The organism is Clostridium sp. D53t1_180928_C8 (assembly GCF_015667795.1).
Classification (GTDB): Bacteria; Bacillota; Clostridia; order Clostridiales; family Clostridiaceae; genus Clostridium.
On sequence record NZ_JADPEL010000024.1, the window covers coordinates 25,443 to 50,904 of the forward strand.

The window sequence follows — 25,462 nt, forward strand, 5'->3', positions numbered from 1 at the left end:
TATGTAAACGTATTAAGAGAGTGATGGAGGATTTATGGAAAAAAATAAAAAGTCACAGCTTTTCAAGTTTTATGGAAAGATTAGTTTAAAGGAACTTGTACCATTAGGATTACAGCATGTTGTAGCCATGATTGTAGGATGTGTAACACCAGCTATAATTGTTGCATCAGCAGCAGGTTTAGATGCTACAGATAAAATTTTATTAGTACAATCATCACTTGTTTTTTCAGGAATTGCAACTTTAATTCAAATATTTGCAATAGGCAGGAAGATAGGGTCAAAATTACCAATAATAATGGGAGTTAGTTTTGCATATGTTCCAACCTTAACAGCTATAGCTGGTGAATTTAATATGGCCACAATATTTGGAGCACAAATTTGTGGTGGAGTAGTTGCTATAATTTTTGGGTTGTTTTCTAAAAAACTAACTAAATTTTTTCCACCAATAGTAACAGGAACAGTAATTTTTGCTATTGGACTTTCATTATATTCAACTGCAGTTAAATATATTGCAGGAGGAGTTGGAAATGAAGGATTTGGATCACCTTTGAATTGGCTTATTGCAGTAATTACGTTATCAGTTGTAATTTTCTTGAATTTTTATACTAAGGGAACTTTAAAGTTAGCATCTATATTATGTGGAATAATAGTAGGGTATATTATTTCATTATTATTAGGTATGGTTTCTTTTGTAGAGGTAGGAGAGGCTAGTTGTTTTCAAATGCCTAAATTTATGCACTTTGGATTAAGCTTTAATGCTACGGCTATAATATCTATGGTTGTAATGCATATAGTAAATTCAGTACAGGCTATTGGAGATTTATCTGCAACTACAAATGGAGCTATGAATAGAGAAGCAACAGATGAAGAGATATCAGGTGGAATAGTTGGGAATGGGATATCAAGTATATTAGGTTCATTATTTGGTTGTATGCCAACTGCTACTTTTAGTCAAAATGTTGGAATAGTAACTATGAATAAAGTTATAAATAGAGGAATTTTTATATTTGCATCAATAGTAATAATATTATCAGGTTTAATACCTAAGTTTTCTTCTATATTAATAAGCATACCTCAATGTGTTTTAGGAGGAGCTACTATTACTGTTTTCGCAACAATTACAATGACTGGAATAAAAATGATTTCAGCTAGTAAGTTAACTACTAGGAATACAACGATAGTTGGACTTGCTATAGCTTTAGGAACTGGAATTGTACAAGTTGAAGGTTCTTTAGGATTATTTCCAACTTGGGCAATTTCTATATTTGGTAAATCATCAATAGTTGTAACAACTTTAGTTGCAATAACATTAAATTTAATTTTGCCTAAAGAAGAAAATAACGATGTTAAAGTAAAAGTAGAAGAAAGTGATAAAGATAATATTGGAGTTATAAATAAGGCTTAAAAGGAGAGTTTGATATTTATGAGAGAAAAAATAGAATGGAAAGAAAATACCTTGCTAAAGGTAGAGGATGAAAATAGATTAAACTTCTTAAGTAAAGAAGAAATTGAAAAGACTAAACAATTTCATAGTAGTTTTCCACAATATAAAGAGACACCATTAGTTAACTTAGATAATTTAAGTAAAAAAATAGGGGTTGGAGGAATATACATCAAGGATGAATCATATAGATTTGGATTAAACGCATTTAAAGTATTAGGTGGTTCTTTTGCAATGGCAAAATACTTAGCTCAGAAATTAGGGAAGGATATTTCAGAACTACCATATGAAAGGCTAATATCTGATGAAGTAAGAGATGAGCTTGGAGATATAACATTTGTAACTGCAACAGATGGAAATCATGGAAGAGGAGTAGCTTGGACTGCTAATAAATTAAAACAAAAATCAGTCGTATATATGCCTAAGGGCTCTTCTCAAATAAGATTAGAGAATATAAGAAAAGAAGGTTCAGATGCATCAATAACAGATATGAACTATGATGAGGCTGTTAGATTAGCAGCTAAATATGCCAGTGAGCATAATGGAGTAGTTATTCAAGATACAGCATGGGAAGGATATGAAGATATTCCAGCTTGGATAATGCAAGGTTATGGAACTATGGGATTAGAAGCTCTAAATCAGCTTAAGAATTTTGGAGTTGAAAGACCTACACATATATTTATACAAGCAGGGGTAGGCTCTTTAGCTGGTGCAATTCAAGGCTTTTTTGCAGCTGTCTATAAGGAAAATTGTCCTATAACTACTATTGTAGAGGCTAGCGAAGCAGCTTGTATTTATAAATCAGCTGTCGCTAATGATGGAGAATTAAGAGTTGTAGACGGTGATATGCCTACAATTATGGCTGGTTTAGCTTGTGGTGAGGCTAATATTATTGGATGGGATGTTCTTAAAAATTGTTCTAGTATGTTTGTTTCAGCACCCGACTATATTTCTGCTAATGGAATGAGGATTCTTGGAAATCCAATTAATGAAGATAAAAAAGTAGTTTCTGGTGAATCAGGGGCAGTAACATTAGGATTACTATATGAAATAATGACTAATAATGAGTATTTAGAGTTAAAGGAAAAATTAGGATTAGATGAGAATTCAAAGATTCTTTTGTTTAGTACAGAAGGAGACACTGATCCTGACAAATATAGAGAAATTGTTTGGAAAGATGAATATTAAAAAAATTATAAAAGTAGCACCTAGTTATTTAAAATTTAATTTTTTTAACATAATTATAATATTATGGTTAATTGTAAGGGGAAAAATATTAAAAAGTAGGTGGAGGAATGATTTTAATTGGTAATGGAAGAGTAATCACTAACGATGATAATAATAAATTTATAGATAATGGATGCATAGCTGTAGAGGGAAATATAATTAAAGATGTTGGAGAAACATCTTTAATTAAGTTAAAGTATGAAGATAAATATGATGAGTTTATAGATGCTAAGGGAAAGCTTATAATGCCAGGAATGATAAATACTCATCATCATATATATAGTGCTTTTGCGAGGGGATTAAATCTAAAGAATCCTCCAGCAGAAACATTTACTGATATTTTAAAAAATGTTTGGTGGAGAATTGATAAAAAACTTTCATTAGAAGACATAAGGTATAGTGCTTATACAACTTTAATTGAATGTATAAAAAGTGGTGTAACCACTATTTTTGATCATCATGCAAGCCCTATGGCTGTAGAGGGAAGTTTATTTGCTATATCTAATGTAGCAGATGAATTAGGAATAAGAGGATGTTATTGCTATGAGGTTTCTGATAGAGATGGACAAAGAATACTTAAACAAGGAATTAATGAAAATATCGACTTTATAAAATATGCAAATACAAAAGAGGATGATATGACTAAAGGTATGTTTGGAATGCATGCATCATTTACATTAAGTCATGAAAGTTTAGAAAAGTGTAAAGAAGCCATGAATGGAATAGATTCTGGATATCATATTCATGTGTCAGAAGGTATTGATGATTTAAAGAATAGTTTAATTTATAGTGGCAAAAGAACAGTTGAAAGATTAATGGATTATGGAATATTAGGTGATAAGACTATTGCAGGTCATTGTATTCATGTTAATGAAGAGGAACTTGATATATTAAAAGCGACTAATACAAATGTTGTAAATAATCCAGAGTCTAATATGGCAAATGCTGTTGGAGTGGCTCCTGTTATTAAAATGATTGATAAAGGAATTAGAGTTGGTATTGGAACAGATGGATATACAAGCGATATGTTTGAATCAATGAAAGTTGAAAATATTATTCATAAACATAATTTATGTAATTCTAATGTTGGTTTTATGGAAACATCTAAAATGATATTCAAAAATAATAAGGAAATTGCGTCTAAATACTATAAAAATCCATTAGGTGTGTTAGAAGAAGGGGCTTATGCAGATATTATAGTTGTAGATTATAATCCTATAACTCCTATAGATAAGGAAAATTATTTTGGGCATATTTTATTTGGTATTTGTGGTAGAAGTGTTGATACAACTATTATTAATGGAAAAGTTATAATGAAAGATAGGATTATAGTTAATATTGATGAAGAGCTTATTTATAAGAAATCACGACAGGTAGCTGAAAGGCTATGGAAAAGGCTTTGAAAAATTTAGGTTAAGTATTTATTAGATAAAAGAGAGGGGAGTATGAGTATGGCAAATTTAAATATTGATATATTAGGAATGAAATTTAATAATCCTATTTTTACAGCCGCAGGGCCTGGGGCAAAGGATGGAGAGCTTTGTGTGAAAGCTGTTAATGGGGGAGCCGGGGGGATAGTAACTAAAACTATTTCAGAAAATCCGGCAGACGTACCAAGGCCTTGTATGGCAAAAACTAATTCAGGATTTTTAAATACAGAATTATGGTCAGAGCTACCGAAGGAACAATGGGTAGCAAAAGAATATAAGAGAGCTAAGGAAGCTGGAGTTCCTATGATAGTAAGTATGGGATATACAGCAGAACAAATTTCAAAGGTTGCACCTTTGGTTAAGCCTTATGCAGATGCAGTAGAACTTTCTACACATTATGTTGGAACAGATATTGAACCAATAGTTAATGCAATGAAAGCAGCAAAGGAAGCATTAGATTGCCCTGTTTTTATGAAAATGAGTCCACATACAGATATTCAAAATATAGCTAAGGCATTAGAGTCAGCTGGAGCAGATGGATTAGTTATGATTAATTCTTTTGGTCCTTGTATGGGAATTGATGTTGAAACTGGGTATCCAATTATGGGAAGTGAAAAAGGTTATGGATGGCTTTCAGGATCACCAATTAGACCATTAGCTATAAGAAATATTTATGATGCTTCTAAAGTAGTTAAGATTCCTATTATAGGTGTTGGGGGAGTAAGCTCAGGAAGAGATGCGGCTGAAATGTTAATGGCTGGGGCTAGTGCCGTTCAAGTATGTACTGAAGCTATTTTACGAGGTCCAACAGTATATGGAAAAATATCTAAAGAGTTAAATGAATTTTTAGATAGTCATGGGTATAAAGATGTCAATGAAATAATTGGCCTTTCATATAAAAAAGCAGAGCAAAGAAAATTTAGAACGAATGCTATTCCACCATGTGTAGACTTAGATAAATGTATTAAATGTGGACAATGCAAAGTAAGTTGCGTATATGAAGCAATTGAAATAACAGACAAGCTTCACATAGATAATTCAAAATGTTTTGGATGTGGACTTTGCGTAACAAAATGTCCAAAACAAGCACTAACAATGCAATATAACTAAATTGCCAACTAAAGCTTAGATGTTGTGATACTGAAATTTAAAGCAGAATTATCTTAAAGTTAATGATTTATTATGCAAATTTGTAGTAGGAATCGTTATTTATAAGTGGAGGAAGAAGAAAAACAGTGAAGAGAAAAAATGAAATATTAATTTGGAGTGAAGTATTGAAATTAAGCTGTAGAATTAATTATATAGATTTAGGGTTAAAATTTCACAGCTTCCCGAAAAAGTAATATTCCATTTTTCATTCTCACTGTAGTGCGAAATTTGTTTCAGTTGTACATATTAATTTTGGGAGGAGAGGGGATATGGTTAATTTTTTGCTTAATGGAAAAGTGTGTGGTATAGGGGAAAATGAATCTTTAATAAGATTTTTAAGAGATAAAGAAGATTTAATATCAGTAAAAAATGGGTGTGGGGAAGGAGCTTGCGGAGCTTGTATGGTTTTAGTTGATGGAAAAGCAACTAGGGCATGTATATTAAAGGGAGATAAGGTTAAAAACAAGTCTGTTATTACGGTTGAAGGGTTAGATGAGAATTATAAAAGGGCATTTGCTTACTCTTTTACAAAGGTTGGTGCTGTTCAATGTGGTTTTTGTATACCAGGGATGGTTATAAGTGCTACAGGATTATTTAATAAGACATTAACACCAACATTAGATGAGGTAAAAATGGCACTTAAGGGGAATATATGTAGGTGTACAGGATATAAGAAAATTGAAGAAGCTATATTACTAGCGGCTGAAATTATAAGAGATAACAAGGAAGTCCCATTAGTAAGATGTAAAGGCTTGGTTGGAGATTCTTTAGGAAGAGTTGATGCAGAGGATAAGATATTAGCATTAGATGGGTATTGTGATGATTTGAAAATTGAAGGAATGTTGTATGGTGTAGCGCTTAGAGCTGAATTTCCTAGAATGTTAATAAAGAGTATTGATTATAATGAGGCCTTAAAATTAGAAGGAGTAATTAAAGTTATTACAGCCAATGATATACCGGGAAATAGATTTTGTGGACATTTGAAAAAGGACTGGCCAGCTTTAATAGCAATAGGAGAGGAAACCAGATATGTAGGTGATACTATTGCTTTAATTGCAGCTGAAAGTGAAGATATAGCAAGAAGAGCTATGGCTTTAATTAAAGTAGAATATGATAAGTTAATACCTATGACTTCACCAGAAGATTCACTTAAAGCAGGTGCACCGGAACTTCATAAGGGTGGTAATATACTAGCAAGAGAAGTTCTAAAACGAGGCAATGTTGATGAAGCTATTAAAAATTCTAAGTATGTTGTAACTAATACGTATTCTGTTCCATTTACGGAGCATGCTTTTTTAGAACCTGAAAGTGCATTAGCGGTTCCAACAGATGAAGAGCTAGTAGTTTATACTGGAACTCAATCAGTTTATGATGATTTACATGAAATTACATCATTACTAGGTGTAGAAGAAAATAAAGTAAGAATAATATCTAAGTATGTTGGTGGGGGATTTGGTGGTAAAGAGGATATGAGTTGTCAACATCATACAGCATTACTTGCATTTTTAACTGGAAAGCCTATAAAAATGGCTTTGAAAAGAGCAGAGAGCATAAAAGTTCATCCAAAGAGGCATGCAATGAAGATGAAATTTACAACTGCTTGTGATGAAAATGGAAAATTAACAGCAATGAAAGCTAAAATTATTGCAGATACAGGAGCTTACGCATCTTTAGGAGGGCCAGTATTACAAAGGGCATGTACTCATGCAGCAGGTCCTTATAATTATCAAAATTCTGAAGTTGAAGGTATAGCAGTTTATACAAATAACCCACCAGCGGGAGCCTTTAGAGGATTTGGAGTAACTCAATCAGCATTTGCAAACGAGGCTAATATAAATCAGTTAGCTGAACTTGTGGGTATATCACCTTGGGAGATGCGATGGAGAAATGCAATTGAACCGGGTCAGGAGTTACCAAATGGACAAATTGCAGATGCAGGAACAGCATTAAAAGATACTTTATTAGCTGTCAAAGAAGAATATGAAAAAAATGATCTTGTAGGAATAGCATGTGCATTTAAAAATGCAGGTATAGGAGTTGGGCTTCCTGATATAGGAAGAACTATCTTAGAAATTAAAGATGAAAGTATTATTATAAGAACTTCAGCAGCTTGTATGGGACAAGGCATAGGAACTACTATGACACAAATAGTATGTGAAACTTTAGATTTAGACTCAAGTATTGTGAAATGGATAAAGCCAGATACTAAGTTAACTCCAAATGCAGGGACATCAACTGCATCAAGACAGACGTTATTTACAGGAGAAGCTACACGAGTGGCAGCTTTGAAACTAAAAGAAGCACTTAAAACGAAAACATTATCTGAACTTAATGGGAAAGAGTTTTATGGTGAGTTTTATGGAAAAACTGATAAAATGGGTAGTGATAAGAAGAATCCAGTAAGTCATGTTGCTTATGGATTTGCTACTCAAGTTGTGGTTTTGAATAGGGATGGAAAGGTTGAGAAAGTTATTGCTGCTCATGATGTTGGAAGAGCAATAAATCCTTTAAATGTTGAAGGACAAATTGAAGGTGGGGTAGTTATGGGGCTAGGGTATGCATTAACAGAAGATTATCCATTAAAAGATTCAATTCCAACTGCTAAATTTGGAACATTAGGTCTTTTAAGAACAACTATGGTTCCAGAAATAGAAAGTATTATAGTTGAAAAAAATAATTCGGAATTAGCATATGGGGCTAAGGGAGTTGGTGAAATAACTTGTATACCAACGGCACCAGCAGTTCAAGGAGCATATTATAAATTAGATGGGGTTTTCAGGACTAAGCTACCTTTAGAGAATACTTTTTATAAAAAAACTAAAAAATAAATATTTAAATAATAAGAACACCATTATTGTATAGTAATGGTGTTTTTCTAATATATATTAGTGAGGGAATTAATAAAAAGTATATAGAGTTAAATTAAGGGGAGATGAGAAAATGCAACAGTTAAATTTTCTGCTAGTATTTATAGAGGGCCTATTGTCCTTCTTTTCACCATGTATATTACCAATTTTACCAATTTATTTAAGTATATTATCTAATAGCAATGTTGATGTTTTAAAAAATGAAAATAATAAATTTATTAAAACATCACTATTTAAAAATACTATTTTATTTGTTTTAGGAATTTCAACTACATTTTTTATATTAGGTTCATCCGTAAATATATTAAGTTCATTTTTTATTGAAAATAAAGATTATATAATGGTTATTGGCGGAATAATTATAGTATTTATGGGATTATTTTATATAGATATAATTAAATCAGAATTATTAAATAGGGAAAAGAGATTTAATGTACAAATAAAAGAGATGAATTCTTTATCTGCATTTATATTAGGATTTACTTTTAGTTTTGGATGGACACCTTGTATTGGTCCAATATTAGCATCGGTACTTATTATGGCATCAAGTTCAAGCAGTACAATTCTGGCTAACTTATTAATATTTATATATACAATTGGATTTATTTTACCATTTATAATAGTAGCAGTATTTTATAATAAATTATTTAGAAGTATAGAAAAAATGAAAAGTTATATGGGAATAATAAAGAAAATTTGTGGAGTTCTTCTTATAGTAAGTGGTTTAGTTATGGTTTTTAATGGCTTTATAGGTATTAATCAAGATAAACAATATAATAGTATAAAAGAAAATGAAAGTATAAATGAGGATAAAGGGAATGGAAATAGAGAGAGTGCTATAGAATTTATGTTGAAAGATCAATATGGAAATGAACATAGTTTAAGTCAATATAAAGGAAAAACTGTATTTCTAAATTTCTGGGCAACCTGGTGTCCTCCGTGTAGAGGTGAAATGCCTGATATAGAGGAATTATATAAAGAATATGGGAAAAATAATGATGAAATTATAATATTAGGGGTAGCATCACCAAATTTAGGTGGTGAAGGTTCAGAAGAAGAGGTAATAAAATTTTTAGAGGAAAATAAATATACATTTCCTGTAGTTATGGATTTTGGAGGAGAGCTAGTTTATAAATATGATATAAATGGATTTCCAACTACATTTATAATTAATGATAAAGGTGAGATAGTAAAAAGGTTTGTTGGTGCTATGGATAAAAAAAGCATGAGAACTATAATAGAGAATGTTAAATAAAAATTAATATTGGATAAATAAGCTGTTATATGTAAAGCAGCTTATTTATTTGTGAAAAATCATTTTTTACAACAAAAGTTTAATTCAATTAAAGTTAATATTAAAGTTGTAAAAAATTACAAAAAAAGTTAAAAATTATTGACTAGTAAGAAGGATGATGTTAATATTAAGTTGAATTTAGAAGAAAAAAACTGAAAAAAAGTAAAAAATAAAATAAAATGTAATAATATTAAATAAAAAGTAATAAATGTAATAAAATTGTTATTAGTATACTAATTAATAGCGCTTAAAGTATTATAAGTAAAACTGGAAAGGATACCGGAAATAAATTACGAATTATTTGTTTATATATTGAAATAATATTTAAATGAAAATACTATTTATGGTTAAATTTAAAGTTTAACTTAAAATATAAAATATTATAAAAAAGGGGGAATGATAATTGTGAAAAAGGGAAAGTTTGATATATTCAAATTTTTAAGTATCTTTTTAATTAGCATAATCATAATAGGATATTTTCCTAAAAATGAAGCTATAGCTGATACTGTTAAGGTTAGTCAGAGTAATGCTGACTATCTCGGAAACGTTACCTTTTATAATTATTATGGAAAATACCAAACAGAAGATACGTCTGATAATGGAAATGGAGATCATTACTCCTTTGAAAATTTTAATAAGATAGTTTCTGATTATGCAAAAGACAATGGAATGGAATATCCATTATATTTTGGTGATTTTAATGGTGCAGCAGGAAATTCTAATAATCCAGAACAAAACCCAATATTAGGACAAACTTTAAGTGGAAGTGCTTATAGGTTTTATTGGGCAATTAACAGAGCTAATCGTAATGCAAATTATTCAGCGTCTTTACAGGGAATAGTTAGTGAAATTTTAGATAGCAAAGGATATATTACTCAAAATAGTACAGATCAGCTTATAATAACAGATGAAAACAGTAAAAAGTATGAGTATGCTGACAATAATATATCTATGCTTAGTAAAGGAGACAGTTGGATTAAACAAGAAGATATAAATGGCAGAATTGGTTCTTTACAAGTGTGGTTACAAGGCAAGCAAGACGGAACACCATGCGAAAGAGTAAAAATAAGCGCTAATGAAAATGATTACTCAGATAATAGTAAATACTTAACTTTTGAAATATACAATATAGGTAAAGAAACCTCAGGTTCACCGTATATTTCAATTGAAGATGGAAATGGAAATAAAATTGGTGGATGGGCTGAAAGTTTTACGACAACACATTCAGATAATAAAATGCCAACAAAAAGTACAGGGTGGAAAAGAATAATAATAGATTTAAATAAGTTAAATGAAAATTCTAATTTTGATTTTAATAATATAGCTAATATGTATTTAGGATATTGGGCAGATGGAAGCAATGAAAATCACTTTTACATTAATGACATAAGGTTTTTAGATGAAATAGAAATTTCGCAAGTTAGATTGCCTTATTTTGATGAAAGCTTTGTTACAGGAAATGTAGGAGAAACAGTAAGTGATTTAAAGTTTCCATTTAAGAAAAGATTAAAAAATGATACTTATTATTATACATTTAGTAGTGGTAAAAGTGGATATAAGGTTAATAATAGCAATATCACTGACGTAGTTAGAATTAATAGAGAAACTAATAATTTAGATTATTGGTTCGATGTTTCAGATAACGACAATAGTATTATAGTAAGAGATATGAACGGAACAAATGGATGGGGAACAGGAAAAAATGAAGCAGGATTTTTCCCTTTTAATAGTTCAACAGACAGTTCTAATGTAAGTAAATTAAATTATGGATTTGGATCAAAAATAGAGATTCAATTTAAGTTAACAGCTGATGGTAAAGTAAAAAATATTAATGGTAAAGATGTTCCTATAGAGTTTAACTTTAAGGGCGATGATGATGTTTGGGTATATATTGATAATAAGCTTGTACTTGATATGGGGGGTGCACATAGTCAGACTACTGGGAAAATTGATTTTGCATCTAGAAAATCAACAGTTGATAATGTGGTAATAGGGGACTTAAAAAGTAATTCCTTATATCAACCAGTTGGATCAGTTAGTAGTGATTTAATTTTACCAAATGATTCATATGCAAGTGATGGAAAATATGATACCGATAAAATTCATACACTTACATTATTTTATATGGAAAGAGGGATGATTGAATCTAACCTTTATATGGATTTTAATTTTATTCCTTCAGATAATGAATTAATAGTTGAAAAAGAAGTAGATACTTCTGGGGTTAATGAAGTTTTATCAAACAAAACAACAGAGATAGCAAATGATATTGATTTTGGATTTAATGTATCTGAAAATAAAGTTTTAAAGCAGAATTTAGATTATAAGATAAATGTTAATGGTGAAGTAAGTGATAAGACTATGAATGGTGATACATTTACATTAAAGCATACTAATTTAGCAACATTTTATAATAGGTTTACTGAAGGAAGTAATGTTGTTGTAAATGAAAAAAGAGATGACAGATTTAGTACAACCTGGATTACGAAAGATCTTTCAGATAAGAATAATGAAATAGTACTTGGTAAAGGAGAAGGAACTATAGCTAGTGAATTTAGGATTCCTCATAGTACTTCATTATATGAAAAGTATATTTATTATGCAAAATTTATTAATAAGATAAAAATAGGAAGATTGAGTATTTACAAAGAGATAGAGGCTCTAAAGGAAGATAATCTTGATAATTATAAAGATGATGTATTTGACTTTAAGGTAACCTTCACTTCTATATTAGGAAATGAAATAGATCCTATAAATTATAATGGTAAATATTATGTTTCAGGTGAAGGAATAGATGGGGAAATTGAAAAAAATGCAGTAAAGATTGATAAAAATTGGGTAATTCAATTAAAAACAGGACAAACTGCTGAAATTAGAGATATTCCAATAAACACAAAGTATAAAATAGAAGAAATCTTAGGAGATAAATATGAGGTAGTAAGTATAAATGGCACAAAACCAGATGATGGAAAATCAATTGTAGAAGGAGAGATAACTTCGTCAACTGATATAAATAAGGTAACTTATATGAATAAGAAAAAGCTTAGGGATGTTAAATTAATTAAAGTTGATAGTAGTGATTCAAGTATAAAGTTAAAAGGTGCTGAATTCACTTTAAATAAATTAAAAGAAGATGGTAGTAATGATGAAAATTTCGAACAAAGAGTAACTACCACAGATGAAAATGGAGAAGCAGATTTTAAAGATTTACCTTATGGAAAATATGTACTCGTTGAAACTAAATCACCAGATGGATATGAACTGTTGAAAGAACCTATTACATTTAATATAAGTGAAAATGATAAAGCTATTATTACAATAGAGATTAAAAATAAGAAAAATATTGTTTTACCAACAGCTGGAGGAAGTGGAATCACTAGAGGTAACTATATTGGAGTTATGTTAATAGGATTAGCTATAGTATTCTATTTATTTATTAAAGTAAAAAAGAAAAAATATAGATTTAATTAAATATAAATGTTTATTTTGAAAGGAGATTGTTTCTAAAACTGTGGAAACGATTCCGAAAATATAAATTGTCTTTAGGTAATTATAGTTTTTTGAAAATTAAAATTACTTAACATAAATTATTTAAAAAGATGGAAATAAGGGGGATTTTTTCATGAAAATTACTAAAAAATTTAGGGGAATATTAGGGCTTGCACTAAGTGCAATGCTTGCATTAGGAAGTATTACAACTAGTGCTACAACAAAAAATGAGGGTGCTGTATTACCAGACCCAAATGCAAAAGGATCTATTACAATTCATAAGTATGCAATGGAGTCAATGCCTAATCCAGGAACACCAGCAAATGGTTTAGAAGATGATAGGCAACTTCCAGAAGGAGCAAAGCCATTAGAAGGAGTATCATTTAAAATTGAAAAAGTTGCAGATAATACATTGCCTGAACAAATAGTAGGAAACAATACAGAGGCTGTAGTTAGAGATGAGAGTTTTGAAGCACAAACAATTACAACAGCAAATGGAGAAAATGGAACTACTAAAGGGGTAGCTTCAATAGGTGAATTACCACAAGGTATATATTTAGTTACAGAGTTAGATAATGCAGGGGTTTTAGAAAAAGGAAATCCTTTCTTAGTAAGTATTCCAATGGCACATCCAACAACAGCAAATTCTTGGTTATATGATGTACATGTCTATCCAAAGAATGTAGTTGCAGGTGGACCAAGTATTGATAAAGATGTTACTAGCGAAGGAAATAAACATGAAACAGCAGGAATTGGTAAGGATGTTAAGTGGATTATTAAGCCAAGCATTCCAGCTGATATATCAGATGCTAAAAAGTACGATATTATTGATGAGTTAGATAAAAGATTAAATTATACAGATAACTTAGAAGTTTACTTTGTTAAAAATGGCGAAAAAGTAGGAATTGATCAAACATATTATAGTCTTGAAGCTCCAAAAACTAAAAATGATACAAAACCAGAAAATGGTGGTGGAACAATAAAAATTTCTTTCAATGAACAAGGGCGTAAATATTTATCAACACAATTTACTGAAGGCGTATCTAGTATTAGAATATCTTTTACAACAGTAATTAATACTTCAGCAGCTTTGGCTACAGAAATACCTAATAATGTTACTTTAGATTATACAAACAGTTTTGGTACTAATACAGAATATAATCCAAGTCAAATACCAGAAGTACATACTGGTGGAATATTATTAGAAAAAGTTGATGCTTCTAATAATAATGTAAAATTACAAGGTGCTAAATTTAAAATATATCCAAGCTTAAAAGATGCTAAAGATGGTACAAATGCAATAGTTAATCCAGCAGATAAAACTCAAGAGTGGGAAGTAACTACAGGGAAAGATGGTAGAGCTATATTTGAAGGTTTAGCATATGGAGTAACAGGAAATAATGTAACTACTGGTTCAACAGATTACTGGATAGTAGAAACAGTAGCTCCAAGATATGATTCAAATGGAGATGGAGAAATAACTGAAGCAGATAAGCAATATAACTTATTAAGAGAACCATTAAAGGTAACTGTAAATGCTACATCTCATTTAGAAAGTAATAAAGTTACAGTAGAAAATAGAAAATTCATATTACCAGTAACAGGAGGTATGGGTACAGTTATATTCACTTTAGGTGGATTAGCAATTATGGGTGCAGCAGCATTCTTATATATGAGAACAACAAAAAGAGCATAATAATATAAAAAATTAGGGGGAGGATTACACTCTCCCTTTCTGTTATAGGTGACAACATGAAGATAAAATTGATGAAAATATTGATAATTTTAATATTTATATTAGGTTTAGGAATATTACTATATCCTATTGTAAGTAACTTACTTATGAATGTATTTCAAACAACTGCAATACAAGAATATAATTACACTGTTGAACAAATGCAACAACAAAAGATTGAAAAAATTCTAAATGAAGCAAGAATTTATAATGAGCAGTTTAAAAATACAATAATTGTAGATCCTTTTTCACAAGAAGCTGAAAATAATGTAAATAGTGAATATAATGAAGTTTTAAATATAGATGGAACTATGGGATATATAGAGATTCCTAAAATAGACGTTAATCTTCCTATATTTCATGGAGTAAATGAAGATGTTTTAAAGCGTGGAGTAGGGCATATAGAAACTACACCACTTCCAGTAGGTGGAGAAGGTAATCATTCAGTGTTAAGTGCACATAGGGGACTACCATCAGCTAAATTATTTACTGATTTAGATAAATTAGAAATCGGTGATGTATTTACAATTAAAATGCTAACTGAAATTTTAGTATATAAGATTGATCAAATAAAAGTTGTGGAACCTACAGATACACAGGATTTACAAGCAGAGGTAGGAGAGGATTATATAACATTAATAACATGTACACCTTATGCAGTTAATACTCACAGATTATTAGTAAGAGGAACAAGAATTGATACTGATAAGTATTTAGCAAGTATTAATAATAATGAATTAGATAATGAAAAGGAAAGTTCGGAGTATGTATTTATACTTATAATATTAGTATTTATTATTTTAATATCTATTTTTATATTTAAAAAATTAAAAGGTAGGATAAAAAATGAAAGAAAAAATTAAAAAGATAATCATAATTATAATTTTTTTTATAGGGCTTCTAGTTTTTATATATCCTATAGCAAGTAAAATAATAAATAACTATTTAATACAAAGAACTATTTCTAACTATAAGGAAGATATATCCAATGTTATCGTAGCAGATAAAAGTGAAAATCAATCATCAGATATAAAAGAAAATATAGATGAATTGTTTGGTAATATGCAAACCTATAATGAAAATATATTTAATGAAGGACAACAAAATTTATTAGATCCTTTTTCATATGAATTACCTAGTTTTGATTTATTAGAGATTGGATTTAAAGAGAATATTATAGGATATTTAACTATACCTAAAATGGATATAGAAGTTCCTATTTATTTAGGTGCAACTCAAGAAAATATGAAAAAAGGTGCAACACATTTAAGTGAAACATCTATACCTATAGGTGGAATTAACACTAATTCAGTAATATCAGCTCATCGGGGAATGAAGACTCATCCGATGTTTAGAGATATTGAGGTGTTAGAGATAGGGGATGAAGTTAAAGTAACTAATATGTGGGGAGAGCTTACTTATAAAGTTATGGAAACTAAAGTTATAAATCCAGATCAGATATCAGAGGTTCTTATACAAGAAGGAAGAGATTTAATAACTTTAATGACATGTCATCCATATACTAAAAATTATCAAAGATATGTAGTATATTGTGAAAGGCAAGAAGACACTAATTATCAAGAAGAGGATAAAGAGGTATTATGTAGATTAAATGATAATGATATAAATACTAAAAAAACTTATAATATAGTTAATGTTGAAAGTTTTTTTAGATATATAGGAATAGTTCTAATTATAATTTTTTTTGGATATATTGCTTATAAAACAATAAGAAGTAATAAAAATTCATAATAAATTTATTAAGTAAGTTACTCGTGAAAATGAGTAACTTATTTACTTTTAAAGTTATGTATTTATAAAAAGTTCTAACAGCTTTATATAAAGAAAGTTTATAGGTTAATTTGTTTTTTATATTTGTATATAATAATAGGTATATTAATTATTAAAGATAAAGAGGTACATATGAAAAAAACATTATATGATTATAAAGAAGCAATAAAACAACTACCATTAAAAGATAAATATACAAAAGAGGAGATATTAGTAGATAAGTTTTTGGTAGATAAAGAAAAAAATATAGAAATATATTATGCTCCACATAATGAATATTTAAATCCAAAAGCAAAGATATTTATTATTGGAATAACTCCAGGGTTTCAGCAAATGAGTGCAGCTATATCTACAGCAAGAAAAGAGTTAGAAATAAGTGATAATATTGAGGAAATACAATATAAATGTAAGGTTGCGGCTAGGTTTAGTGGAAGCTTAAGAAAAAATATTATTTCTATGTTAGATGGAATTGAACTTAATACTATATTTAATTTAAAAAGTTGTAGTGAACTATTCGAAGAAAAAGATTACTTATTACATACTATATCTTTAATACCATATCCTGTTTTTGTTAAAGGTGAAAATTATACTGGTCATACTCCTAAGCTAATTAAAAGTGAGTTTTTAATGAGATATATTTATGATAATTTTATAAATGAATTTAAAAAATTGGATGAATCAGAAAAGATATTATTAATACCTTTAGGAAAAGCCGTTGAAGAGGTATTGTTAAAATTAAAGGAGAATGAAATTATAAAGGAAAATCAAATTCTTATGGGGTTTCCACATCCTTCCGGTGCAAATGTTAATAGGGTAACACAATTTGAGAATAATAAAGATAATATGATTAAATTTATTAAAATGCATTTTAGTTAGTTTATAATTAAATAAACTTAAGTAATAAATGGGGGAAGAATAATGAGAGAATATGATGACATAAAATATAGAAGTGAATGGATATCTGTAGAGGAAGTCAATAAAGGATGGTCAGAAGATAAAAAATTTCATATAAGAACTAAGGATAATAAGAATTTACTACTTAGAATATGTGATGTATCACAATATGAAAAAAAGAAAAAAGAATTTGAAATTATAAAAGATTTAAATAAAAGAAGTTTAAATATGTCAGTTGCTATTGATTATGGTATATGCAATGCTGGAAAATCTGTATATTCATTATACTCGTGGATAAATGGTGAAGATGCTATAGAAAAAATAGATAAGCTTAGCAAAAAAGAACAATATAATTTAGGGGTTAAATCAGGAAAATATTTAAAAGAAATTCATTGTATTACTGCACCAGAAAATATAGAGAATTGGGAGGAAAGATTTAATAAGAAGATAGATAAAAAGATAGAGAATTATAAATCCTGTGGAATTGTTTTAGAAAATGATTATAAGATTATTAAATATCTTGAAGATAATAGAGAACTTTTAAAAAATAGACCTCAATGCTTTCAACATGGAGATTACCATATAGGAAATATGATAATTACAGATAATAATGAATTGGGAATTATAGATTTTAATAGATTTGATTATGGTGATCCATGGGAAGAGTTCAATAGAATTGTTTGGTCCGCTGAAGTAAGTCCAGAGTTTGCATCAGGATATATTAATGGATATTTTGAAAACAATGTACCCAATGATTTTTTAAAACTAATGCTGCTATATATTTCAAGCAATCAAATAAGTACTGTTGCATGGGCTAAGTCCTTTGGAGAAAAAGAGATTGATGTAGCTATAAATCAAACTAAGAGGGTTATTCAATGGTATGATAATTATAAAAATTATATACCTAGTTGGTATATAGAACCTATAAAAATTAGACTATAGTAGTATAGGAGGCAATAATGATGAGTAATTTAAAGAAAGCTATTTTTGCTGGTGGATGCTTTTGGTGCATGGTAAAACCCTTTGATTCATATGATGGAGTAAAAAGTGTAGTAGTAGGTTATACAGGTGGAAATATAGTTAATCCAACATATGAACAAGTATGTAGCACAGAAACAGGGCATTATGAAGCTGTAGAAATTACATATGATGAAGAGGTTGTTAAGTATGTAGAATTAGTAGAAGCATTCTTCATGAGTATTGATCCAACAGATGAGGGAGGTCAATTTAATGATAGAGGAAGAAGCTATGAAACAGCTGTGTTTTATGTTGATGAAGAACAAAAGAAAATTGCAGAGGATTATAAATTAAAACTAAATGAAAGTGAAATATTTAATAAACCTATAGTTGTAAAAATATTAAAATCAGAGGAGTTTTATCCGGCAGAAGAATATCATCAAGATTATTATAAGAAAAATCCATTTAGATATAAGGCTTATTATGTTGGTTCAGGAAGAAAGCAATTTATAGAAGAAGCTTGGAGTATATCAGATAAAAAGAAAGAGGAGCTTAAAGAAAAATTAACACCACTTCAATACAAAGTTACTCAAGAAAATGGTACTGAACCTCCATTTGTTAATGAATATGATAATCACTTTGAGGAAGGTATATATGTAGATATAGTTACTGGAAAACCACTATTTTCATCTAAGGATAAATTTAACTCAGGATGTGGATGGCCAGCTTTTTCAAAGCCTATTAATAATGGGTATGTAAAAGAAAAAGAAGATTTTAGCCATGGGATGTTTAGAACTGAAGTTAGAAGTAAATCAGGAAATTCCCACTTGGGTCACGTATTTACAGACGGGCCAGAAGAATTAGGTGGATTAAGATATTGCATAAACTCAGCGGCATTAAAATTTATTCCTAAGGATAAAATGAAAGAATTAGGATATGGGGATTATTGCGATAAGATATAGGCTTTAATTATGAAAGTAACTGCTCCTTAATATTTACTTAAGGAGCAGTTTAATATTATACATTATTTTTTACATGAATTATTTGTCCGTTTTTAATATAAGCTCTAGGAACTCTCTTTTTTAATAAGCAAAGAACTTCATAGTTTATGCTATCCATGCATTTAGCAAGATTATCAGCATTAAATTTAATTCCATTGCTTTCACCAAGTAATATAACTTCATCACCAGGTTTAACATCATCTATATCAGTGACATCAATCATAAATTGATCCATACAAATGTTACCTACTATAGGAGCTAGTTGTCCATTAACAATAACTTTAGCTTCATGTTTTAAAGTTCTGATATATCCATCGGCATATCCAATAGGAATAGTAGCAATTTTACTTTTTCTAGATGTTTTAAAAGTCCTATTATAGCTAATATACATACCACTTTCTAATTCTTTAACATGAGCAATTCTAGCTTTTAATGTTAAAGCTGGTTTAATTGATAAGTTTTCTTTTTCTACTTCATTTGAAGGATAATATCCATAAAGAATAATTCCAGCTCTTACAGCATCTAAATAGGTATTAGGTAAATCTATAATTGCAGCACTATTAGATGCGTGCTTTAAAGGTATATTAACTCCAGCATCTTCAAGCTTGTTAATAAAGTCATAAATTTGATTAAATTGGTATTGAGTATAATCTTTATCTTTTTCATCTGAACTTGAGAAGTGAGTAAAGATTCCAATAACATCTAATCCATCTAAAGTACAAATCTCACAAATAGCCTTAAAGCTTTCATCTGTAGGAAGGAAACCAATTCTACCCATACCAGTATCTAATGCTATATGAACTTTTGCTTTTTTATTAAGACTTAGTGCTAATGATGATAATTCTTTAGCATAATCTAAATCATAAATTGTTTGTTCTATATCATAATTAATTAACTCTTCACCTAAATATAATGGAGTGTATCCAAGAATCATTATAGGAGCTGTAATATTATTATTTCTAAGTTCAACTGCTTCAGTAAGCATTGCAACAGCTAGTCTTGAAGCTCCATTTTCTAAAAGGCAAGGAGCTACATCTAAAGCACCATGTCCATATGCGTCGGCTTTTACTACAGCCATAACTTCCTTGTTGCCAGCTAATTTTTTTATATTTCTCATATTATTTGCAAGTGTATCTAAATCTATTTCAGCCCATACAGGTCTCATTATTTTATCCATTATTGCACCTCGAATTTAATTATCTCTTACTATCATTGTAATAAAAATATTAGAAAATGATAAGTACCACTAGAGATATAAATTTTAGTAATAGTGGTTCTTTTTGATTGTTAACTAATTCGAATAGTTTGATTTACAATATATTTGATAGGTGATACAATTAGAGAAGTTGTTAAGAAAATTATAATGAGTATTTTAGGGGGAATTAATATGAATTTACAGGAAAAGGACTTAAAGTACATTTGGCATCCATGCTCACAAATGAAAGACTATGAAGAATTACCACCTATAGTTATAAAAAGAGGAAGTGGAGTATATCTTTATGATGATACTGGAAAAGAATATATAGATATAATAAGCTCATGGTGGTGTAATCTTTTAGGTCATTGTAATCCTAAGATAAATTTAGCAATAAAAAGGCAATTAGATTCTTTAGAACATGTTATATTTGCGAATTTTACACATGAAACTGCTATTAAACTATGTGAAGAGCTAGTTAAAGTAGTACCAAAGGGCCTTACAAAATTTAATTTCTCTGATAATGGTTCTGCATCTGTTGAATGTGCTTTAAAAATGAGCTTTCAATATCAACAGCAAACAGGAAATACTAAAAAGAAGGGCTTTATGTGTTTAGCTGATGGATATCATGGAGAAACTATTGGGGCGTTATCTGTAGGAAGTATGGATTTATATACAGAAATATATAAACCAATGTTAATGGATACTATTCATATAGAAGCACCTGATTGTTATCGATGTATTTATGGTAAAAACAGAGAAGACTGTAATTGTGAATGTTTTAAAAAAGCAGAAGAAGCATTTGAAAGACATGGAGAAAATACTTGTGCAATTATTATAGAGCCATTAGTTCAAGGAAGTGCAGGAATGAGGATATATCCAGCATTATATTTAAAAAAATTACGTAAGATTTGTGATGAGTATGGAGTTATATTAATTGCAGATGAAATTGCTACTGGATTTGGTAGAACGGGTAAAATGTTTGCATTTGATCACGCAGATATTAGTCCAGATATAATGTGTGTATCAAAAGGTCTTACTGGAGGATATATGCCTATGGCAATAACTATAACAACAGATGAAATATATAATGCTTTTTATGATGATTATAATAAAGGGAAAGCTTTTATGCATAGTCATACATATAGCGGAAATCCGCTAGGTTGCTCAGCAGCTTTAGAAGTTCAGAAAATTTTAAGAGAAGATAATATTTTAGAGGGAGCTTCTGTAACAGCTAAGTATTTAAGACAGAAATTAAGAGATTCTTTAATAGAGCATCCTAATATAGGTGAAATACGTAGTATTGGATTGATTAATGCTATTGAACTTGTTAAAGATAAAAATACGAAAGAAAGATTTGATAGTAAATTAAGAGTTGGTTATGAAGTATATAAAGAGGCTTTAAAAAATGGTTTAATTCTTCGTCCACTAGGAAATGTTCTATATTTTAATCCTCCACTTAATATAAATAATAATGAAATTGATAAAGCAATTAATATATGTAGAGATGCTATTTTTAAAACATTAGATAGGTAATATTTTAAGATTGTTTATTAAGATGAAAAATGATATTATAAGTAAAAAACCTAAGTAAAAGGATGAGATATAATGTCAATAAAATATAAAAAACCAGAGCTTTTAGCACCTGCTGGAAGTCTTGAAAAGTTAAAAATTGCTTTTCAATATGGAGCTGATGCAGTTTATTTCGGTGGAGAAGCATTTTCACTAAGAGCAGCAGCACAAAATTTTTCATTTGAAGAAATAAAAGAAGGCGCAGAACTTGCTCATAGTTTAGGTAAAAAAATATATTGTACAGTAAATGTAATGCCAAGAAATGAAGGTATAGAAAAACTACCAGAGTTTTTAAAAAGCCTTGAAGAAGCTAAGGTTGATGCAGTCTTAGTATCAGATCTTGGAGTTTTTAGAACTGTTCAAAAACATACTAATTTACCTATACATATAAGTACACAAGCTAATACAGTAAATTATGAAGGCTGCAACATGTGGCATGATTTAGGTGCAGAGCGTGTAGTTTTAGCTAGAGAATGTTCATTAAAGGAAATTAAAGAGATAAGAGAACATATTCCAGAAGAATTAGAGCTAGAAGTATTTGTTCATGGAGCTATGTGTATGTCATACTCAGGAAGATGTTTACTTTCAAGTTATATGACAGGAAGAGATTCTAATAGAGGGGCTTGTGCACAAAGCTGTAGATGGAAATATTCTTTAGTAGAAGAAAAGAGACCAAATCAATATTTCCCTATTGAAGAAGATCAACATGGTACATATATAATGAATTCTAAAGATTTATGTATGATAGAACATTTACCAGAGCTTTTAGAAGCAGGAATTTCTTCATTAAAAATTGAAGGTAGAAATAAAAGTGAATACTATGTTGCAATAGTTGTTAATGCATATAGAAAAGCAATAGATTTATATTATGAAGATCCGGAAAATTATAAATTACCTAAAGTTTTAAGAGATGAAATGTATAAGGTGAGTCATAGAGAATATAATACAGGTTTCTTCTTTAATGAGCCTAAAAATGATGCAATTATTTATCATACAAATGATCATGTTAGAGAGTATGATGTTGTTGCTATAGTGCATGAATATGATGAAGAAAGTCAAATTGCACTATGTAAGCAAAGAAATAAATTTGTAAAGGGCGATAAAGTTGAAATTTTATCTCCAGATACAGTAGGAGAAAGCTTTATAGTTGAAGAACTTTATAATGAAGAGGGAGAAGCTATTGAAGGTTGTCCACATCCAGGTATGATGTGTAAAGTAAAAGTACCATTTAAGGTTAGTAAGAATAGCTTCATAAGAAAAGAATTGGTTTAAAGCTGAATATATAATTTAATATTTAATAATTAACCACAATGTATAATGAAAGGTATGATAGTACTAATCATTACGCATTGTGGTTTTAGTATTTTATACGAAATTTATAATTATGAGATAAATTATTGATAATAAAATGTTGTTGTATATAATTACAGTGTAGGAATAAAAAGGTTGTTAATTATAAATATATAATAAAGTTTAATTTGTGAGAGGGTAGAAATGAGTGAAAGAGAAAAAAGTTTATTAAAAAAATTACTATTAATAGCAATACCGATAGCAATACAAAATCTTATTAATGTTGGGGTAAGTGTAACTGATACATTAATGATAGGAAATATAGATGAGTTACAGTTAGCTGGAATTTCACAGGCAAATCAGCCATATTTCATTTTTACAACATTAATTTTTGGACTAGCATCCGGAGCTATGGTTTTAAATTCACAATATTGGGGTAAAGAAGATACTAATTCAATAAAATCAATTATGGCATTTATGATGAGAATAGCCGTTGTAGGTGGATTACTAGGCTCTATAGTAGTACTAGCTTTTCCAAAACAGGTAGTATCAATTTTTACCAATGAACATATGGTTATAGAATATGGTGCTAGATACATAAAAATTGTAGGTATTTCATATATATTTTCTGCTTTTACAGGCGTTTACTTAATGGGACTTAGAAGTATACAGAATGTTAAAATATCTATGTATATATATGGTTTGTCTTTTGTATTAAATGTATTTTTAAATTATATTTTAATTTTTGGTCATTTGGGCATGCCACGATTAGAAATTCAAGGGGCAGCAGTAGCAACACTAATAAGTAGAATATTTGAAAGCTTATTAGTGATTATATATATGTATAAATTTGAAAATCAAATTGGATATAAATTAAAAGATATATGCAGAAAAACTCGTATGTATTGGAGAAGTATAGCAAGGTATAGTTTACCGGTTCTATTAAGTGAAATAAACTGGGGGCTAGGAATTTCGGTACAAGCAGCTATAATTGGAAGATTAGGATCAAATGTAATAGCTGCAAATAGTTTTATTAATGTATTTCAACAATTAGCAGGTATTGCGATTATGGGATTTGGTGGAGGAGCAGCTATAATTGTAGGAAACCTTATTGGAGAAGGTAAAAAACATGAGAAAGAAGTTTTAAATTTTTCAAAGCTTTTAGTAAAGCTTAGCTTTTTATTAGGAATAATCATTGTTATTGGAATAATATTAATAAGGCCAATATCACCATCTTTTATAAAGGCATCTAATGAAACAGCGAAACTAATAAAAGATATGTTGTATGTATCTGCATTTTTGTTATTATTTCAATCAGTTACAGTTACAACTTTGGCAGGTGTCTTAAGAGGGGCTGGAGATACTGTATTTTGTGCTATAAATGATGTTGTAACATTATGGGTATTAAAGATAGTTTTAGGTATTACTTGTGCATTTGTATTAAAGCTTAATCCGGTATTAGTATATCTAATTTTATCAAGTGACGAATTCTTTAAGACATTAGTTACTGTTCCAAGGATTTGGAAGGGAAAATGGATTCATTATACTACGATATAAAAAATAAATAGAATAATGTATAGTTAAAGAGATTTTATTAGAATTAATATTAAATGTGTAGGTAATAAGGAATCAAATATGATTTTAAATATTAATTTTTAAAGAAGTAATATTTAATAATTGGGAGAGTTAATGGAAATATAGGATTATTTATATTAAACTATACCTAGTGTATCAATAGTAGAATAATAAAGAAAATAGTATTAAAAGATAGAATTATAGGAATAATTTGATTTAAATGATTAATTTTAATAATTATAATAGGTAAATCATGATAAGATAAATCTCGTCGCTGATGACATACGTTAATTAACGAATCAGAAGTGATGAGATTTCTTAAGATAACATGAAAAAAACTTTTCAAAAAGTTGTTGACATGAATCGGCAAGAATGATAAGATAAGGAAGTCGCTTCGGTGCGACAGAGTAAATGGTCTTTGAAAATTGAACAGAATATAGTTAAAGTAAACCAGCAATTCTTTTGAGAGTCTTAAAACAAGACTCAAAGTAATTTGAGCAAATGATTAAACTTTTTAGTGAGAGTTTGATCCTGGCTCAGGACGAACGCTGGCGG

Annotated in this window: 17 protein-coding genes; 16 read left to right on the top strand and 1 reads right to left on the bottom strand. The window is 29.2% G+C overall.

Going from position 1 to position 25,462, the window contains the following annotated elements; all coding sequences use genetic code 11:
* The first annotated feature begins 34 nt into the window (after positions 1 to 34).
* From I4V51_RS13680 to msrB, 13 genes are all read left to right on the top strand, one after another.
* Positions 35 to 1,405 (top strand): nucleobase:cation symporter-2 family protein, encoded by a 1,371-nt coding sequence (locus tag I4V51_RS13680; RefSeq protein ID WP_195988992.1) that lies wholly within the window; start codon positions 35 to 37, stop codon positions 1,403 to 1,405.
* A gap of 18 nt (positions 1,406 to 1,423) precedes the next feature.
* Positions 1,424 to 2,629 carry a diaminopropionate ammonia-lyase gene (dpaL, locus tag I4V51_RS13685; protein WP_195988993.1) on the top strand — a complete coding sequence of 402 codons (1,206 nt, stop codon included), beginning with the start codon at positions 1,424 to 1,426 and terminating at the stop codon, positions 2,627 to 2,629.
* Between the two features lie 107 nt (positions 2,630 to 2,736).
* Positions 2,737 to 4,071, top strand: coding sequence for a putative aminohydrolase SsnA (ssnA, locus tag I4V51_RS13690; protein WP_195988994.1), 1,335 nt, complete (start codon positions 2,737 to 2,739; stop codon positions 4,069 to 4,071).
* A gap of 48 nt (positions 4,072 to 4,119) precedes the next feature.
* On the top strand, positions 4,120 to 5,208 hold the full coding sequence (locus I4V51_RS13695; RefSeq protein WP_195988995.1) for a 4Fe-4S binding protein: 1,089 nt from the start codon (positions 4,120 to 4,122) through the stop codon (positions 5,206 to 5,208).
* 308 nt (positions 5,209 to 5,516) lie between these two features.
* The gene (gene xdh, locus I4V51_RS13700) at positions 5,517 to 8,075 is read left to right on the top strand and encodes a selenium-dependent xanthine dehydrogenase (RefSeq protein WP_195988996.1); all 2,559 of its coding nucleotides are present in this window, start codon (positions 5,517 to 5,519) and stop codon (positions 8,073 to 8,075) included.
* A 112-nt stretch (positions 8,076 to 8,187) separates the two neighbouring features.
* On the top strand, positions 8,188 to 9,369 hold the full coding sequence (locus I4V51_RS13705) for a cytochrome c biogenesis protein/redoxin (protein ID WP_195988997.1): 1,182 nt from the start codon (positions 8,188 to 8,190) through the stop codon (positions 9,367 to 9,369).
* 444 nt (positions 9,370 to 9,813) lie between these two features.
* Entirely contained in the window at positions 9,814 to 12,879 is a 3,066-nt protein-coding gene (locus I4V51_RS21525) for a SpaA isopeptide-forming pilin-related protein (protein WP_195988998.1), read from the top strand.
* A 151-nt stretch (positions 12,880 to 13,030) separates the two neighbouring features.
* Entirely contained in the window at positions 13,031 to 14,593 is a 1,563-nt protein-coding gene (locus I4V51_RS13715) for a SpaH/EbpB family LPXTG-anchored major pilin (protein WP_195988999.1), read from the top strand.
* Positions 14,594 to 14,664: 71 nt separating this feature from the next.
* A complete protein-coding gene (locus I4V51_RS13720; RefSeq protein ID WP_195989000.1) occupies positions 14,665 to 15,495 on the top strand; it encodes a class C sortase in 831 nt (276 codons plus the stop codon).
* Positions 15,479 to 16,384, top strand: coding sequence for a class C sortase (locus tag I4V51_RS13725; protein WP_195989001.1), 906 nt, complete (start codon positions 15,479 to 15,481; stop codon positions 16,382 to 16,384). Before I4V51_RS13720 ends, I4V51_RS13725 begins: the two co-directional genes overlap by 17 nt.
* 171 nt (positions 16,385 to 16,555) lie before the next feature.
* Entirely contained in the window at positions 16,556 to 17,299 is a 744-nt protein-coding gene (locus I4V51_RS13730) for a hypothetical protein (RefSeq protein WP_195989002.1), read from the top strand.
* 42 nt (positions 17,300 to 17,341) lie between these two features.
* Positions 17,342 to 18,259, top strand: coding sequence for a phosphotransferase (locus tag I4V51_RS13735; protein WP_195989003.1), 918 nt, complete (start codon positions 17,342 to 17,344; stop codon positions 18,257 to 18,259).
* Between the two features lie 20 nt (positions 18,260 to 18,279).
* Positions 18,280 to 19,236 (top strand): peptide-methionine (R)-S-oxide reductase MsrB, encoded by a 957-nt coding sequence (msrB, locus tag I4V51_RS13740; RefSeq protein WP_195989004.1) that lies wholly within the window; start codon positions 18,280 to 18,282, stop codon positions 19,234 to 19,236.
* A 55-nt stretch (positions 19,237 to 19,291) separates the two neighbouring features.
* Here the strand turns inward: msrB and alr are convergent, their stop codons facing one another.
* The gene (gene alr, locus I4V51_RS13745; protein WP_195989005.1) at positions 19,292 to 20,452 is read right to left on the bottom strand and encodes an alanine racemase; all 1,161 of its coding nucleotides are present in this window, start codon (positions 20,450 to 20,452) and stop codon (positions 19,292 to 19,294) included.
* 210 nt (positions 20,453 to 20,662) lie between these two features.
* On the opposite strand from alr, the gene bioA reads away from it, so the two are divergent.
* The 3 genes from bioA to I4V51_RS13760 all read left to right on the top strand — a co-directional run bounded on the left by bioA (position 20,663) and on the right by I4V51_RS13760 (position 24,889).
* The gene (bioA, locus tag I4V51_RS13750) at positions 20,663 to 22,006 is read left to right on the top strand and encodes an adenosylmethionine--8-amino-7-oxononanoate transaminase (protein ID WP_195989006.1); all 1,344 of its coding nucleotides are present in this window, start codon (positions 20,663 to 20,665) and stop codon (positions 22,004 to 22,006) included.
* 72 nt (positions 22,007 to 22,078) lie between these two features.
* Entirely contained in the window at positions 22,079 to 23,314 is a 1,236-nt protein-coding gene (locus tag I4V51_RS13755; protein WP_195989007.1) for a U32 family peptidase, read from the top strand.
* Positions 23,315 to 23,536: 222 nt separating this feature from the next.
* Entirely contained in the window at positions 23,537 to 24,889 is a 1,353-nt protein-coding gene (locus I4V51_RS13760) for an MATE family efflux transporter (RefSeq protein WP_195989008.1), read from the top strand.
* Positions 24,890 to 25,462 lie beyond the last annotated feature (573 nt).

Coding starts and splice junctions, on each gene's coding strand:
- msrB (WP_195989004.1), top strand. CDS start 18,280: ATGAGTAATTTAAAGAAAGCTATTTTTGCTGGTGGATGCTTTTGGTGC.
- I4V51_RS13730 (WP_195989002.1), top strand. CDS start 16,556: ATGAAAAAAACATTATATGATTATAAAGAAGCAATAAAACAACTACCA.
- I4V51_RS13715 (WP_195988999.1), top strand. CDS start 13,031: ATGAAAATTACTAAAAAATTTAGGGGAATATTAGGGCTTGCACTAAGT.
- I4V51_RS13705 (WP_195988997.1), top strand. CDS start 8,188: ATGCAACAGTTAAATTTTCTGCTAGTATTTATAGAGGGCCTATTGTCC.
- I4V51_RS13760 (WP_195989008.1), top strand. CDS start 23,537: ATGAGTGAAAGAGAAAAAAGTTTATTAAAAAAATTACTATTAATAGCA.
- I4V51_RS13695 (WP_195988995.1), top strand. CDS start 4,120: ATGGCAAATTTAAATATTGATATATTAGGAATGAAATTTAATAATCCT.
- xdh (WP_195988996.1), top strand. CDS start 5,517: ATGGTTAATTTTTTGCTTAATGGAAAAGTGTGTGGTATAGGGGAAAAT.
- I4V51_RS13680 (WP_195988992.1), top strand. CDS start 35: ATGGAAAAAAATAAAAAGTCACAGCTTTTCAAGTTTTATGGAAAGATT.
- ssnA (WP_195988994.1), top strand. CDS start 2,737: ATGATTTTAATTGGTAATGGAAGAGTAATCACTAACGATGATAATAAT.
- dpaL (WP_195988993.1), top strand. CDS start 1,424: ATGAGAGAAAAAATAGAATGGAAAGAAAATACCTTGCTAAAGGTAGAG.
- I4V51_RS13735 (WP_195989003.1), top strand. CDS start 17,342: ATGAGAGAATATGATGACATAAAATATAGAAGTGAATGGATATCTGTA.
- bioA (WP_195989006.1), top strand. CDS start 20,663: ATGAATTTACAGGAAAAGGACTTAAAGTACATTTGGCATCCATGCTCA.
- I4V51_RS13755 (WP_195989007.1), top strand. CDS start 22,079: ATGTCAATAAAATATAAAAAACCAGAGCTTTTAGCACCTGCTGGAAGT.
- I4V51_RS13720 (WP_195989000.1), top strand. CDS start 14,665: ATGAAAATATTGATAATTTTAATATTTATATTAGGTTTAGGAATATTA.
- I4V51_RS13725 (WP_195989001.1), top strand. CDS start 15,479: ATGAAAGAAAAAATTAAAAAGATAATCATAATTATAATTTTTTTTATA.
- alr (WP_195989005.1), bottom strand. CDS start 20,452: ATGGATAAAATAATGAGACCTGTATGGGCTGAAATAGATTTAGATACA.